Source organism: Arthrobacter glycogeni (assembly GCF_054511155.1).
Map to the genome: position 1 here is coordinate 99237 of NZ_JBTNDE010000006.1, position 15160 is coordinate 114396.

General features: G+C 64.5%; 11 protein-coding genes. 3 read left to right on the top strand and 8 right to left on the bottom strand.

Going from position 1 to position 15160, the window contains the following annotated elements:
* Window positions 1-4 precede the first annotated feature (4 nt).
* On the bottom strand, window positions 5-2716 hold the full coding sequence (locus ACX80O_RS06120) for an alpha-amylase family glycosyl hydrolase (protein WP_459332873.1): 2712 nt from the start codon (window positions 2714-2716) through the stop codon (window positions 5-7).
* Window positions 2717-2783: 67 nt separating this feature from the next.
* Window positions 2784-4142: an MFS transporter gene (locus ACX80O_RS06125; protein WP_459332874.1), complete on the bottom strand. Its 1359-nt coding sequence runs from the start codon at window positions 4140-4142 to the stop codon at window positions 2784-2786.
* Window positions 4143-4252: 110 nt separating this feature from the next.
* Between ACX80O_RS06125 and purH the strand changes: the two genes are divergently transcribed.
* The 3 genes from purH to ACX80O_RS06140 all read left to right on the top strand — a co-directional run bounded on the left by purH (window position 4253) and on the right by ACX80O_RS06140 (window position 7793).
* On the top strand, window positions 4253-5866 hold the full coding sequence (gene purH / locus ACX80O_RS06130; RefSeq protein ID WP_459305025.1) for a bifunctional phosphoribosylaminoimidazolecarboxamide formyltransferase/IMP cyclohydrolase: 1614 nt from the start codon (window positions 4253-4255) through the stop codon (window positions 5864-5866).
* Window positions 5867-5892: 26 nt separating this feature from the next.
* Window positions 5893-6450, top strand: coding sequence for a hypothetical protein (locus ACX80O_RS06135; protein WP_459305024.1), 558 nt, complete (start codon window positions 5893-5895; stop codon window positions 6448-6450).
* Between the two features lie 110 nt (window positions 6451-6560).
* Window positions 6561-7793, top strand: coding sequence for an NADP-dependent isocitrate dehydrogenase (locus ACX80O_RS06140; RefSeq protein ID WP_459305023.1), 1233 nt, complete (start codon window positions 6561-6563; stop codon window positions 7791-7793).
* A 140-nt stretch (window positions 7794-7933) separates the two neighbouring features.
* Here ACX80O_RS06140 and ACX80O_RS06145 read toward each other — a convergent pair whose 3' ends face one another.
* From ACX80O_RS06145 to ACX80O_RS06170, 6 genes are all read right to left on the bottom strand, one after another.
* Window positions 7934-9031, bottom strand: coding sequence for a Gfo/Idh/MocA family protein (locus tag ACX80O_RS06145; RefSeq protein WP_459332875.1), 1098 nt, complete (start codon window positions 9029-9031; stop codon window positions 7934-7936).
* A gap of 75 nt (window positions 9032-9106) precedes the next feature.
* Complete coding sequence (locus ACX80O_RS06150) at window positions 9107-10189, bottom strand: substrate-binding domain-containing protein (protein WP_459305021.1); 1083 nt, start codon at window positions 10187-10189, stop codon at window positions 9107-9109.
* 51 nt (window positions 10190-10240) lie between these two features.
* On the bottom strand, window positions 10241-11512 hold the full coding sequence (gene mmsB, locus ACX80O_RS06155) for a multiple monosaccharide ABC transporter permease (RefSeq protein ID WP_459305020.1): 1272 nt from the start codon (window positions 11510-11512) through the stop codon (window positions 10241-10243).
* A gap of 16 nt (window positions 11513-11528) precedes the next feature.
* The gene (gene mmsA, locus ACX80O_RS06160) at window positions 11529-13067 is read right to left on the bottom strand and encodes a multiple monosaccharide ABC transporter ATP-binding protein (protein WP_459305019.1); all 1539 of its coding nucleotides are present in this window, start codon (window positions 13065-13067) and stop codon (window positions 11529-11531) included.
* 119 nt (window positions 13068-13186) lie between these two features.
* Window positions 13187-14389, bottom strand: a complete 1203-nt coding sequence (locus ACX80O_RS06165) for an ROK family transcriptional regulator (RefSeq protein WP_459332876.1) — start codon at window positions 14387-14389, stop codon at window positions 13187-13189.
* Between the two features lie 32 nt (window positions 14390-14421).
* A complete protein-coding gene (locus ACX80O_RS06170; protein WP_459332877.1) occupies window positions 14422-14943 on the bottom strand; it encodes a gamma carbonic anhydrase family protein in 522 nt (173 codons plus the stop codon).
* Window positions 14944-15160 lie beyond the last annotated feature (217 nt).

The window sequence follows — 15160 nt, forward strand, 5'->3', positions numbered from 1 at the left end:
CGCGCTATCCGGTGGTCACCAGCTTGGTCGCGTGGTCGTAGGTGAATGTCACAGCCCCACCCGGATGGTCGAGCACGATGTTGTTGCCGCCCCTGACACCGCTGGCGCCATAATTTTCGTCCCAGCTGCGGTTCAGCGCCGCCTTGAATTGGTACGATCCGGCCGGAAGATCGGCGACCGCCAGTTTCCACAGGGAATCCGCCGGATCCAGGCTGAGCTGCGCCTCAGCACAGTCCGGTAGCCAGTCGCCGTCGCACCCCAGTGCGGCATTGAAGCTACCCGGAACCGAGACAGCCTCCGGTGGAGCGACCTGCGCCGGACCGACCGTCACGGTTCTGATGTCGCTGGCTACCCCGTCGAGCAGCGCCCGGTACCTGAGTTCGGTGCCGTCGGGGAGTTCCTGGGCGGAGAGGTCATCCACCGCCGTGTAGGCGGGGGACGAATCATCCGAGCCCAGCGGCAGCCAGTCGCCGCCGCCGACGCTGCGCTCAAAGTCGACCACGTGGGACGGCTTCTCGGGATCGGCTACCGCGCTGAGGCGTACCTCGCCCTGTACGTTGCTGCCCTCGGCGGGCGACGTGATGGTCACCTTCGGAGCGGGGACCACCGCGGTACGGGTCGAGCTGGCAGCGGTGTGCCCGCCGTTGTCCAGCACCGCGGCCCGGTACTGCACGTCGGTGCCCGGCTCCAGTGCGCTGGTGTCGTGGAACACCCGGTACGGGGCATTGTCGTCGGTACCGATCGGTGTCCACCCCCCGTTTGCCGTCCGCGCCTCAAAGCTCACCTGATAGAACGAGGATCCCTCGACGTCGACTCCCACTTCCATCCGGCCGTTGTCATCAGCGGCCGGCACCGGCTCGCGCAAGGTGACGGCGGGCGCCTCGTCGGAGCGGGGAATCCGCCCGGAAGACTGATAGAGCACCGTGGACAGCGCGGGTACCTCAACGGTCAGGGTGCCGGTCCCCGAGCTCTTCACCTTCCGGTCCGCATTGCCGTATACCTTCTGGAATGATTTACCGGCGACATAGGTGGGGATCTGCGCGGTTTGCGGCTCGGTGCTGTTGTTCAGCGCCACCACGTACTCGCGCTGACGTTTCGCGTCGATCCGTGAGAACGCGTAGATACCCTGGCCCTCCGCTGCGTAACGGTTCTGGTGGGCGCCGTCGCGCAGCGCCGGGTGCTTCTCGGTGATCGCGGCGAGTTCGCTGATCTTCCGGTACAGCGGATGTCCGGTAGCGAAGTTGTCGGTGGCGTGCGTCGCGTCGGTTCCCAGCAGGTCGTCGTCCAGGTAGTCCGGCACCTGGCTGGCGAACAGGGTCTGCCGTGCGTCCTGGTCACCGCCCGGACCGGTGAAGCCCTGTTCATCCCCGTAGTAGATCACCGGGTTGCCCCGGGAAAAATACATCAGTTCGTGGGCGAGCTCACTGCGGTCGAGCCACTGCGCGTCCCCGGCGTCGGGGTTGTCGGCGGTGATGAAGCCGCCGATCCTGCCCATGTCGTGGTTGCCCAGGAAGGTGGGCAATGAGTAGGCGTTCGAGTCGGCGTCGGTGTACCAGTCGTCCCCGACGAAGAACTCACCGAGCGCCGAGGCGTCAGTTCCCCGTGACGCGAAATTCCGCGCCGCTTCCTGGAACGGGAAGTCCAGCACCGACTGCATCTTGTTGCGGGTGGTGAACTGGGAGGTGAAGCTCTTGGTGGTGTCGAACACCTCGCCGAACATGAAGAACTCGTCCTTGCCCTCGTCCTTGGCGAATTGCAGGACATCGGGGCCGAACTCCTGCCAGAACTCGTCGTTGACGTGCTTCATGGTGTCGATCCGGAAGCCGTCGACGCCGAAGTCGGCAATCCACGTCTGGTAGATCTCCTTCATCCCGTCCACCACCGTGGGGTGTTCGGTGAAGAGGTCGTCGAGGCCGAAGAAATCCCCGTAGAAGGAATCCTCCCCGGCAAAGGTGGTGTCGCCGCGGTTGTGATAGAGCGCCGGGTCGTTGAGCCAGGCCGGAACCTTGAGCGTCTCCTCGCCCGGTTCGAGAACCGGGCTGTACGGGAACGACGACGCCGGGTCCAGCTCGGGAAAGGTCCCGGTGCCAGCGAAGTCCCGGTCATCGAAGGTGTCACCGTCGGCTGTGGTGTAGGGCGCCGCATCCTTGGAGACGTAGGGCATCCGGGCGCCCTCTCCATAGCCGATCACGTCAGCGGTGTGGTTGGTGATGATGTCGAAATACACCTTCATGCCACGGCTGTGTGCTTCGTCGATGAGCGCTTTGAGGTCGTCGTTGCTGCCGAGATGCGGGTCGATCTGGGTGAAATCGGTAATCCAGTACCCGTGATAGCCCGCCGAGTTGTCCTCGGGCTGGACCGCCTTGTTCTTGAAACTCGGAGTCAGCCAGATGGACGTGGTGCCGAGGCCTTCGATGTAGTCGATCTGATCGAGCAGACCGGCGAGGTCGCCGCCGTTGTAAAAGCCCTTCCGGGTGGGATCGAAGCCGGACACCATCGGATCGGAGCCGAGTCCGCCGTCGTCGTTGGCTACCTCCCCGTTGGCGAAGCGGTCCGCCATCACGAAATAGAAGTTCTCGTCGGTCACGGGCCCGCGCACCGAGTTCAGGCCCCGGGGGGAGTCTGGATCGGCGGTCCTGGCCTGGGTGGGGGCGGCGGCAGTACCCGCGGCAAGGAGAGTGGCGAGGGCGACGGCGGTGGCGCGGCGGGCGAACATATAAACCTCCGGGTTGACTGATCCTCATTTCAGCGTGGTGCACGTCACACCCGGTGTCAATGCCTGCCTAGCCGTCTGTCAACGCCCTGCCGCGTGTCTCCGGCGCGTTGAACGCCATCCACGCCACCGCCACCAGCACCAGCAGCCCGGTCGCAGCGAAGGTGAGCGGCAGTCCCAACACGGGCCAGAGCAGCGAACCGAAGATCAGCGGCACCAGCCCTGCCCCGACGCGGGACACTGTTGACGCCCAGCCGAACCCTGAGGCACGGAGCTCGGTGGGGTAGAGCTCCGATACGTACGTGTACAGCACCGGGATGGCGACCTGGATCAGGAACCCGAACAGCAGCAGCCAGGCTGTCGCGACGGCGGGTAGCTCGACTGTCAGGGCGAAGATCACCAGCACGACGGCGGACAGCGGGCCCGAGACGGCGAGGACCCATTTGCGGCCCACCCGCTCCACGAGCAGCGCAGCAGCGACGACGCCGAAGAAACCTACGGCTGTCATCCCGGCGGTGGTGAGGAAGGCAACCGACTGTTTGTAGCCTGCCTGCACCAGAATCTGGGGCATCCAGGTCAGGGCGCCGTAGTAGACCAGGAGGATGCTCAGGAAGAGACCCCACGCGGCAAGGGTGATCCGCCAGTCGAACCGCCACAGCGCGGGAAGCTGCCCGGAGATTGAGCCGATGGACAGTTTCGGCGCTTCGGCGGGGGTGGGAAGCCGCCACGGTGTGCGGGCGGCACCGGTGCGGTCCACCAGATCGTTGATGACCGCCTCCGCCTCGGCCCGTCGGCCTTTCTGGACCAGGAACAGCGGGGACTCGGGCACCGAGCGGCGGACCCAGAACACCAGCAGAGCGGGCAGCACCATGACGAGCATCAGGTAACGCCAGTCGCCGAAGGCAGTCATCAGCAGAGCCGAGACCACCCCGCACAGGGCAGCCCCGATCGGCCACCAGGCGTCCATCGCGGTGAGCACGCGGCCCCGGTGTTTACGCGGCGTGAACTCACCGACCAGGGCGTAGTCCACCGGGATGCAGCCGCCCAGCCCGAACCCGGCCATGAACCTGAAGACGCAGAACCAGATGAAGTCGGGAGAAAATGCACCCAGGACGGTGAAGATGGAGAAGATCAGCAGGGTGAGCGTGAACGCCCGCTTCCGGCCGATGATGTCGGCTATGGACCCCCACGCGAACGCGCCGATGGCCATGCCGATCAGGTTGGACGTCGCCACCCACGCAGCTTCGCCCGGCGCGAGGTCCCAGTAGTCCGACAGCAGGGGGATCAGATACCCGTTGAGGGTCACATCCCAGGCATCGAACATGAAGCCGAGGCCGCCGATGAGGAAAATCTTCCCCTGCACCCTCCAGCGCCACGGCAATTCCTGCACCACCTGGTCTCCGGTGGGTACTTCGGTTTCGGTGCTCACGGGGACACTGTACCGCCGGAGCGTCGGGGTCGACGAGAGCTGGGGGCGGTAGGCCCCGTGACCTAGACTAAAAGCGATCCCACCCGCAGCGAAAATCCTGGAGCCACCGCGTGAGCCTGAACCATCTTGACCAAGTTCCCATCCGCCGGGCACTGATCTCGGTGTACGACAAGACGGGGTTGGAGGAGTTGGCCAGGGGGCTGCACCGCGCCGGCGTCAGCATCGTCTCCACCGGGTCCACAGCCAAGCGCATCGCCGCCGCGGGAGTCCCCGTGACCGAGGTGTCCGAGCTGACCGGCTTCCAGGAATGCCTCGATGGCCGGGTCAAGACACTGCACCCGATGGTGCACGCCGGAATCCTGGCGGACCGCCGCCGCGAGGACCACGTCGAGCAGCTCCGCCAGCTCGAGGTGGAGCCCTTCGACCTCGTGGTGGTAAACCTTTATCCCTTCGTCGACACGGTGAAGTCCGGGGCTGGCGAGGACGACGTCGTCGAGCAGATCGACATCGGCGGGCCCGCCATGGTGCGCTCGGCGGCGAAGAACCACCCCTCGGTGGCTATTGTGGTGGACCCGGCGCGGTACGGCGACGTGGTGGCCGCCGCCGACGCCGGTGGGTTCGACCTCAGCGCACGACGCCGGTTGGCTGCGCTCGCGTTCTCCCACACCGCCGCCTATGACAACTCGGTGGCCGCCTGGACCGCCTCCCAGTTCGGGGACGGCACCACCGACGGCGACTCCTGGCCCGCCTACGCCGGTATCGCCCTGGAACGTTCCGAGGTGCTGCGCTACGGCGAAAATCCGCATCAGGACGCCGCCCTGTACGTGGAGAAGGGCGCCACCCCGGGCATCGCCCAGGCTGACCAGCTGCACGGCAAAGCCATGAGCTACAACAACTACGTAGACGCGGACGCCGCCCTGCGCGCTGCCTTCGACTTCGACCAGCCCGCGGTCGCCATCATCAAACACGCCAACCCGTGTGGTGTGGCGGTCGGCGCAACCGACACCGACGACCCGATCGCTGACGCGTACGCCAAGGCGCACGCCTGCGACCCGGTGTCGGCTTTTGGCGGCGTCATCGCCGCCAACCGGACCGTCACCGCCGCCATGGCCACCGCAGTGAAGGACGTTTTCACTGAGGTGGTCATCGCCCCCGACTTCGCCCCCGAAGCCGTCACCATCCTGTCCGCCAAAAAGAACATCCGCCTGCTGACCCTGCCTGAGGGGTACCGGCGGGACCCGGCGGAGATCCGGCAGGTATCCGGTGGAGTGCTGGTGCAGCTGGCCGACACGGTGAAGGCCGACGGCGATGCACCGGAAACCTGGACCCTCGCCGCGGGACCCGCCGCCGATGAGCGCACCCTCGCCGACCTCGCGTTCGCCTGGACCGCTTGCCGGGCCGCTAAATCCAACGCCATCCTCCTCGCTGACGGTGGGGCGGCCGTGGGGGTCGGCATGGGCCAGGTCAACCGGGTCGATTCCTGCAGGCTCGCCGTCGAACGGGCGAATACCCTGGCCGGCGACGGGGTCAACCGCTCACGAGGCGCGGTGGCGGCGTCGGACGCGTTTTTCCCCTTCGCTGATGGCCTGCAGATCCTGCTCGACGCCGGCGTGCGCGCCGTGGTGCAGCCGGGCGGGTCAGTGCGGGACCAGGAGGTGGTCGACGCGGCGACTGCGGCAGGCGTTACCATGTATTTCACCGGCACCCGGCACTTCTTCCACTAGCCGGCATAACAGAGACGGCGGGGCCCATGGAGATCGCATCGATTCTCACCCTTGCGGCAGGGATGGCGCTGATCGGTTCGGCTTTCGCGCGCGGAGTGTCGCCGGGAACCCGGATGATCTCCGCCTTCCTCGGTCTGGCGGTGGTGCTGTTCGCCGTCTTGACGTTGTTCCTGGGCGCCACGCCGGGAGTGTTCCTGTGGATTATTGCCGGCGTGTTTGCCGTCAGGAACTTCCGCGCCGCGAGCCGGCACCAGAAGAAGGTGGACGCCGGGCTGGACCCGGTGCGCCACCCCAATCTGGCGGATCTGCGTCCGCTCAACCTGCCCGCCTGGGCGCCGCAGGTCCCCGGAATGACCCGACCCGGGACTCACGGACTGCCCGCCGCGCTCACCCCAAAAGCCTTTCGTGGTCAGGCGGCGTCTTACCCGACCGCCGGTCAGGCACCCGGCCACAATCCGGCGCCCGATACCCGCGGGCTGCGGCCCGCCCCTGCCACCGACCGGTGGGGAAAAGCAATCGCACCCGGCGCCATGATGGACCGCTGGGGAAATATTGTTCGAGCCGAAGGGCTGCCCCCCATTTAGGGCACCAATAGTGGCCTGTGGCATAGTTGGGCAGGATAAAACCAGTACAAATCGCGGGCCGAGCCGCGTCCATCACAATGGCCGCCGGCCCACCATCGCAAGGAGACCGTGTGACTGACGCGCCTGCAACGAAAATCAAGGTTCAGGGTTCGGTTGTCGAACTCGACGGCGACGAGATGACCCGGATTATCTGGCAGTTCATCAAGGACCGCCTGATCAACCCGTACCTGGATATCGACCTCAAGTACTACGACCTCTCCATCCAGAACCGCGACGCCACCGATGACCAGGTGACCATCGACGCCGCGAACGCCATCAAGGAGCACGGTGTGGGCGTCAAGTGCGCCACCATCACCCCCGATGAGGCACGCGTCGAAGAGTTCGGCCTGAAGAAAATGTGGGTTTCGCCCAACGGCACCATCCGCAACATCCTGGGCGGCGTGGTCTTCCGCGAACCGATCATCATCTCCAACATTCCGCGTCTGGTGCCGGGCTGGAACAAGCCCATCATCATCGGCCGCCACGCCCACGGCGACCAGTACAAGTCCACCAACTTCAAGGTGCCGGGTCCCGGCAAGGTCACCATGATGTTCGAGCCCGCCGATGGCTCCGAGCCGATGAAGTTCGACGTCGTCACCATGCCTGAAGAGGGCGGCGTGGCCATGGGCATGTACAACTTCAACGAGTCGATCCGTGACTTCGCCCGGGCGTCCTTCGCCTACGGCCTGCAGCGCCAGTACCCGGTGTACCTCTCCACGAAGAACACCATCCTGAAGGCCTACGACGGCCAGTTCAAGGATCTCTTCCAGGAAATCTTCGACGCCGAATTCAAGGACCAGTTCGAGGCTGCCGGCCTCACCTACGAGCACCGCCTGATCGACGACATGGTGGCCTCCGCCATGAAGTGGGAGGGCGGCTACGTCTGGGCCTGCAAGAACTATGACGGCGACGTCCAGTCCGACACGGTCGCCCAGGGCTTCGGCTCGCTGGGTCTGATGACCTCGGTGCTAATGACCCCGGACGGCAAGACCGTCGAAGCCGAGGCAGCTCACGGCACCGTGACCCGTCACTTCCGCCAGCACCAGCAGGGCAAGCCCACGTCCACGAACCCGATCGCGTCGATCTTCGCGTGGACCCGTGGGCTGATGCATCGCGGCAAGCTGGACAACACCCCCGAGGTCATCACTTTCGCTGAGACCCTCGAGGATGTGGTCATCAAGACCGTCGAGGCCGGTCACATGACCAAGGACCTCGCGGCTCTCGTCGGCCCGGACCAGGCGTACCAGACCACCGAGGACTTCCTTGCGACCCTCGATGACAACCTGAAGGCACGCCTGAGCTAGTACTTGCTCGGACAGGCACGCTTGAATAGACACGTTTGAATAGACACAGAGAGACCCGGCGGAAATCCGCCGGGTCTCTCTGGTTTCAGGGTCGGCTGCGTCTGTGCCCCGCTGCTTCTCATGCCCGCCGTATCTCGGAGCTACTCCCCGTCGCCGTCCCCGTCGTTGGCGTAGCGCAGCCCCAGCTGGTCCCGGACTCCGTCGAGGAGCCGCATGGTGTTCAACGTGTCGGCCCACGGCATGGTGGGGCTCTCCGTGAGTCCCTGCTGGATGCAGCGGGTGGTTTCGCGCAGCTCATAGACGTAGCCGCGGCCGGCCTGCTCAAAGGTTTCCACCCGTTGCTCGCCCTGATGCGGCTGAATGGTCAGCTCCCGCGGGTTGTGCAGTACCGACCCGGTCCGCAACCAGCCGGCCGAACCTGACACGGTCGCCTGGCCGGGGCCGGAGGACACCAACGACGACGTCAGCTGGGCCTGCGCACCGTTCCGGTAGGTGAGGGTGAGCCCGTTCTGGGTGTCGATGCCGTCGTCGTTCAGGACAGCGGTCGCCGTCACCGCTGAGGGGAAGCCGAGCGCGCCGAGCGCCCAAGTCAGCGGGTAGACGGTGAGGTCGAGCAGTGCTCCGCCGCCGGCGGCCGGGTCCCACAGCCGGTGGTCGCGCCCGTGGTCGGAGGGGAAGCCAAGATCGGCCTGGACCCACTGGATGTCGCCGAGCTCTCCGGAGTGGATGATCTCCCAGGCCCGGTTGACGCTCGGCAGGAAGCGGCTCCAGAGGGCTTCCATGAGGAAGAGGTTGTTGGCGCGGGCCAGGTCGATTAGCTCCGCGGCCTCCCGCGCGTTGACAGTGAACGCCTTCTCGCACAGGACGTGCTTCCCCGACTCGAGGGCGGCCTTGGCCACCTCGTAGTGCTGGGCGTGGGGCGTCGCGATGTAGGCGACGTCGACGTCGGGATCGTTGAAGAGGTGCTGGTACCCGGTGACGCCGTCGGCGTCGTGGTAGCTCGACACGAAACCGAACTGCTTGGCGAAGGCCTGGGCTGACGCCTGGGACCGGGAGCTGACCGCCTGCAGGACGCTGTCTTCCAGCCCCGCAAGATCATGCGTGACATTGCTGGCAATGCGCCCGGTGGCGACGACTCCCCAGCGGAGCGGTTCGCCGGTGGCTGCGAACGGATCGGCGGCGCCGGGTGCGGCGCAGGGCGGTTGGGGGATCTGCCGGGCAGGTTGGAGGGAGTTCATCGTTCTATCTTTGCCTGCCTGCCGGCAAAAAAGTAGCCCGGCCCCATCGGGACCGGGCTACTTAAGACAAGCTGGTTACTCGTTGACGATCTCGGAAAGCGTTGGATCGTTTTCGTAGGCTGCAGCAGCGTTTTCCTTGGTGACGATCTGTGGTTCCAGCAGGTACGCGGGAACAACCTTGACGCCGTTGTCGTAGGAATCGGGATCGTTGATCTCGAGTTCCTCACCTGCGCCGAGTCCCTGAACCATTTCAATGGAGTGGGCGACGAGGGCGCGGGTGTCCTTGTTGATGGTGGAGTACTGCTCGCCGGCCATGATGGAGCGAACCGATTCGACCTCGGAGTCCTGCCCGGTCACGACGGGGAGGTCCTTGCCGCTGGCCTGAACCGACGTCAGGATGGCGCGGGCCAGGGTGTCGTTGGGGGAGAGGACGCCGTGGAGTTCCTCGGAACCGTAGGTACCGGTGAGGAGGGTGTCCATGCGGGTCTGCGCGTTGCCGGCTTCCCAGCCCTGGGTGACAGCCTGGTTGAATTCGGTCTGACCGGAGGTGACGACGACGTTGCCGGATTCGATCTCAGGCTCGAGGATGCTCATTGCACCGTCGAAGAAGACCTGGGCGTTGGCGTCATCGGGTGAGCCAGCGAACAGCTCGATGTTGTACGGGCCTTCGCCGCGCTCAGCCATGCCGTCGAGCAGTGCCTGGCCCTGCAGCTCGCCCACCTGGAAGTTGTCGTAGGCCACGTAGTAGTCGACGTCTTCCGTGTTGGTCAGCAACCGGTCATATGCGATGACGGTGATGCCGGCTTCCTTCGCCTGGGCCAGCTGGGTCCCCAGCTGGGCGCCGTCAATGGCTCCCACAATCAGAACCTCGACGCCGTTGGTGATCATGGAGCTGATCTGGTTCTGCTGCTCGGAAACGCCACCGTTGGCGAACTGAACATCGGGGTCGTACCCGGCGTCGGTCAGACCATCGTTGAACAGGCCCTCAGCGAGCACCCAGTTCTCCGACGTCTTCTGGGGCAGGGCGACGCCGATCGCTGCGCCGTCCTCAAATCCGCCTTCTCCTTCGGTTTCGGTCCCGGCATCGCGGCCGCAACCAGAGATGGCCAGTGCTGAAATCGCGGCGATTGCCGCTAGTGAACGTGCGTACTTGCGCATTACTGCTCCTTTAGTGAACTAAGTGACTAACTGCTGAAGTGTTGGTTTGGGTTAGCGGGCCGAGACGTCATTGGAAATGACCGTCTCGGTGGCTGTCGGCAGTTCGGGTTTCCCCTTGTTGCCGAAATTCTTCATGATCATGCCGGTGATGGAGGGCTTGCCCTGGCTCTTGTTGTAGACGTCAAAGGCGACGGCGACCAGCAACACGAGGCCCTTGATGATTTGAGTCAGGTCGGCGCCGACGCCGAGCAGTTGCAGACCGTTGTTCAGCACAGCCATGACGAGCCCACCAATGACTGACCCTACGACCGTGCCCACACCACCCGTGACAGCGGCGCCGCCAATGAATACCGCGGCAATGGCATCGAGTTCCCAGCCGACGCCGTCAAACGGTCCCGATGCTGTGGAACGTCCGACGAAGATCATGCCGGCCAGTGCGGCCAGGATGGACATGTTCATCATGACGAGGAAATCGACCCGACGGCTACGGACCCCCGACAGTTTCGCGGCGTGGCGGTTGCCACCGACTGCGTATACGTGGCGGCCAATGATGGTTTTGGTGGAGATGAAGCCATAGATGATGACGAGCGCACCGAGGATCAGCCCGGGGACGGGGAACGAGGTACCGGGGTTACCGGTGGCGAACAGGTAGGTCGCGTACAGGATGACCGCCGACAGCAGGAACATTTTGACGACGGAGACCCAGACGGGGGGTGCTTCGGCGCCGATCTTCGCGAACCGGCGGCGGGTGCGTACTTCGTTGTAGATCACCGCGGCGACGAGGGCAAACCCGAGCAACAGGGTCAGGTTGTTGTACCCGAAGCTCGGCCCAATTTCCGGCAGGTACCCGGCACCGATGAACCGGAACTCCTGAGGGACGGGAACGGTGTTGGACTGGCCGACAAACTGGTTGGCGCCCCGGAAAAGCAGCATGCCCGCCAGGGTGACGATGAAGGCTGGAATGCCGACATACGCCACCCAGAAGCCTTGCCACGCCCCAATCAGCGCGCCCAGGACCAGGCCGACGACGATCCCCAGGTACCAGGGGAAGTCCCAGTCCCGCATCACCAGGGCGACGACGATCCCGGCGAACGCTGCGATGGAACCGACCGACAGGTCGATGTGGCCGGCGATGATCACCAGCACCATCCCGATCGCGAGGATCAGGATGTACGAGTTGCCGTTGAAGAGGTTCATCATATTGCCGGAGGTGAGCGTCTTTCCGCCGGTCATGATCTGGAAGAAGACGACCAGGGCGAGCAGGGCGAAGATCATCCCGAATTGCCGCGTATCGCCGCCAAAGAGTTGTTTGAGGGAGGTCATGGGGTGGTCCTAAAAGCTAGGCAGTCTTCCTGCGGGCGGTCATAAGTTTCATCAACGATTCCTGGTCGGCTTCGCCACGGGCTAGTTCGCCCGTGATGGCTCCCTCGAAGATGGTGTAGATACGGTCTGAGATGCCCAGGAGTTCCGGCAACTCCGAGGAGATGACGATCACTCCCTTGCCTTGATTGGCGAGTTGCTGAATGATCCCGTAAATCTCGTACTTGGCGCCCACATCGATCCCCCGGGTGGGTTCGTCGAGAATCAGCAGGTCTGGGTCGGTGAACATCCACTTGGCGAGAACCACCTTCTGCTGGTTACCACCCGAGAGCTTCGAGACCCCTTCGTTGACCGACGGTGTCTTGGTGCGCAGGGACTTGCGGTATTTTTCGGCGACGACGAATTCCTCGTCGTTGTCGACCACCAGTCCGCGGGTGATCTTCTTCAGCGCCGCAGATACGGTGGTGGTTTTGATGTCGTCGAGCAGGTTCAGCCCGAGGGTCTTCCTGTCCTCGGTGACGTAGGCCAGCCCGTGTTTGATGGCGGACGGTACCGATTTGAGGGTGACCTGCTCGCCGTCTTTGTAGATTTCGCCGGAGATGAAGTTACCGTAGGAGCGTCCGAAGATGGAGCGGGCGAGCTCGGTGCGTCCTGCGCCCATCAGTCCCGCAAATCCAACGATTTCGCCTCTGCGGACCTTGAAGCTGGAGTCCTTGCAGACCAGCCGGTCGGCAACAGCCGGGTGGCCGACAGTCCAGTTGCGGACCTCAAAGAAGGTCTCGCCGATCTTCGGGGTGTGGTCGGGGAAGCGTGATTCAAGGGATCGTCCCACCATGCCCCGGATGATCCGGTCCTCATCGACGCCGTCGTTCTTCACATGCAGCGTCTCGATGGTTTTGCCGTCGCGGATGATCGTGATGGAGTCGGCGATCTGCTCGATCTCGTTGAGCTTGTGCGAGATCATGATGCAGGTAATGCCCTTGGAGCGTAGCCCGGCCATCAGGTCAAGCAGGTGCTGCGAGTCGGATTCGTTCAATGCTGCGGTGGGCTCGTCCAGGATCAGCAGCTTCACTGATTTGCTGAGGGCCTTGGCGATCTCTACCAGTTGCTGCTTGCCCACACCGATGTCCTTGACCGGGGTGTTGGCTTCCTCGCGGAGCCCCACCCGGGCCATCAGCTCAAGCGTTTGCGCGTTCGCGGAATCCCAGTCGATGACTCCGCGTTTCCCTGGTTCGTTGCCAAGGAATATGTTCTCGGCGATCGACAGTTCGGGGATGAGCGCGAGTTCCTGGTGGATGATCACGATGCCAGCTGCTTCGCTGGACCGGATGTCCTTGAATTCCACCTCTTCGCCCTGGAAGATGATGGCGCCGTCGTAGGTGCCGTGCGGGTAGAGACCCGAGAGGACCTTCATCAGAGTGGACTTGCCGGCTCCGTTTTCGCCGCAGATGGCATGGATTTCGCCAGCCTCGACGGTGATGGAAACCTGGTCGAGGGCTTTGACACCCGGGAATTCTTTGGTGATTGAACGCATTTCTAGGATCTTGTGATGCTCCATACGCATCCTCCCGAGTGACGGCATTGACTCTCCCTGACCCTGACAGGCCAGAATAGGAAGTTAACCCTGCCCAGCCGTTTGGAGTCAAGTCTTGAACACAGAACGGCTTTCATTGGTAGCTAAACGTTATGAAGGTGCGGTTGCGAGAGGACGACGGCGGCGCCCCCGAGCGCCTCGGTGCGGTCTCCGAGGGCTGACATGAGCACCGCGGTCGACTCGCCCACCACGGGGACTGCATGACGGAGGAGGCCTCGGCGGATGGGTTCGAGCAGGATGTCGCCGAGCCTGGTCAGCGGGCCGCCGATCACCACGAGTTCCGGGTTGATCAGGTTTGCCACGTTGGCTACCGCCTTGCCCAGGGCGAGGCCGGCATCATCGATCACCCGGAGCGCGGCGGTGTCACCGGCCAGTGCGAGGTTCACCAGTTCGTCGACGCTGATCAGGCCCTCGGCGCGGCGGCTCAGGAGGTCCACCATGGTGCTGGTCGACGCGACAGTCTCCAGACAGCCTCGGTTGCCGCACCGGCAGACGAGGCCGTGTTCGACGATGGTGCTGTGGCCCAGTTCACCGGTGATGCCGACGTGGCCGTAGTAGACCGTGCCGCCGAGGATGAGCCCAGCGCCGATGCCGGAGCCGACCTTGAGAAACATCAGGTTTTCAATCGCACCGTGCGGCCCCCAGGTGACCTGTGCGAGGGCGCCCAGATTGGCGTCGTTGTCAATGAAGACGGGGAATCCGAGCCGTTCGCCGAAGGTGGCGAGGATGTTGATTCCCACCCACTCGGGCAGGATGGCGCCCTGCACCACGGTGCCGGTGCGGCGGTCGATGGGGCCGGGTATCCCCACCCCGGCGCCGAGCACGGAGGCGCGGCTGGTGCCCGCACGCAGGAGGAGCTGGTCGAGGAGGCGTTCGGCGGCGTCGAGCCCTTCCCTGGCGCAGTGCCCCAGCGGCAGAGCGGTCGCTTCATCCTGCATCACCTGGTAATCCAGTCCCGCCAAGACCACCCGGACGTGGCGGCGGCCGATGTCGATGCCCACCGCAAGCGACCCGTTGTCGTTGAGGATCACAGACAGCGCCCGGCGTCCCGAACTGGTGGTGGGTGCGGTGGTGGCGAGTCCGACGTCGACCATTGCCTTGACGATGTTGGAAACCGTCGCCGTGGAGAGGCCTGTTTGCCGTGCCAGCTCCGCCTGGGTCTGCGGGCCGCCCGCGAGGACACTGATGATCCGTTGCTGGTTGCGCTGCCGGAGAGCCGACTGGGAACCCGGGCTGGGAGGATTACCGTCGAAGTCACGCTTGGTCCTCGGGCGTCCTGCGGGCATGTACTACAGGGTGCTACACAGCCACCTTGTAGTCAAGAAGTTAACGCTTGGCGGTGGGATGTGGCCAACACTTGATAGGACGATGCGTTCTGCCGGACCTTCTCGAACTCGCTGTCGGTCAGTTCGCGCCTGACCTTTGCCGGCACCCCGGCGACGAGCGAGCGGGGTGGGACCTGCATTCCTTCCAACACGAGGGCCCCCGCAGCAACCAGCGACCCGGCGCCAATGACCGCGCCGTTCATCACGGTGGCGCTCATGCCGATCAGGCAGTCGTCGCCGATGGTGCAGCCGTGGATCACGGCCGTGTGGCCGACGCTGACCCGGTTGCCGACCGTCGTCGGAAAGTCTGGGTCCGCGTGAAGCACCACGTTGTCTTGCAGATTGGTGCCGTCGCCCACGCGGATGGCGGCGGTGTCGCCGCGGACCGACACGCCGTAGAAGGCGCTGGAGTCCTCGCCAAGGACCACATCGCCGATGATCGACGCCGTCGGAGCGATGAAGCAGGAGTCACTGATGGTGGGAGTTTTGCCGAAGATCTCGATGATGTGGGCCATGGACCTCAGCCTAGCTGGCTGGGTTGCCGGGGCCACCGCGGTGAGCAACCTGGACTGCGGGGGTCAAGGTGGACGGACGGGACGGAAAAGTTGACCCTGCCGGTCCGGGTTGATCCTGCCGGTCCGGGTTGACCCTGCCGGTCCTGCCGGACGACTGCGCAGTTTATCCACATACCGGCGGAAGGCGCTTCCTCCGGGGGAACGCAACGGATTAGCT

Excerpts from the sequence above, each read along its gene's own strand:
- ACX80O_RS06120 (WP_459332873.1), bottom strand. The coding sequence starts at position 2,716 with ATGTTCGCCCGCCGCGCCACCGCCGTCGCCCTCGCCACTCTCCTTGCC.
- ACX80O_RS06135 (WP_459305024.1), top strand. The coding sequence starts at position 5,893 with ATGGAGATCGCATCGATTCTCACCCTTGCGGCAGGGATGGCGCTGATC.
- ACX80O_RS06145 (WP_459332875.1), bottom strand. The coding sequence starts at position 9,031 with ATGAACTCCCTCCAACCTGCCCGGCAGATCCCCCAACCGCCCTGCGCC.
- ACX80O_RS06150 (WP_459305021.1), bottom strand. The coding sequence starts at position 10,189 with ATGCGCAAGTACGCACGTTCACTAGCGGCAATCGCCGCGATTTCAGCA.
- mmsB (WP_459305020.1), bottom strand. The coding sequence starts at position 11,512 with ATGACCTCCCTCAAACAACTCTTTGGCGGCGATACGCGGCAATTCGGG.
- mmsA (WP_459305019.1), bottom strand. The coding sequence starts at position 13,067 with ATGGAGCATCACAAGATCCTAGAAATGCGTTCAATCACCAAAGAATTC.
- ACX80O_RS06165 (WP_459332876.1), bottom strand. The coding sequence starts at position 14,389 with ATGCCCGCAGGACGCCCGAGGACCAAGCGTGACTTCGACGGTAATCCT.
- ACX80O_RS06170 (WP_459332877.1), bottom strand. The coding sequence starts at position 14,943 with ATGGCCCACATCATCGAGATCTTCGGCAAAACTCCCACCATCAGTGAC.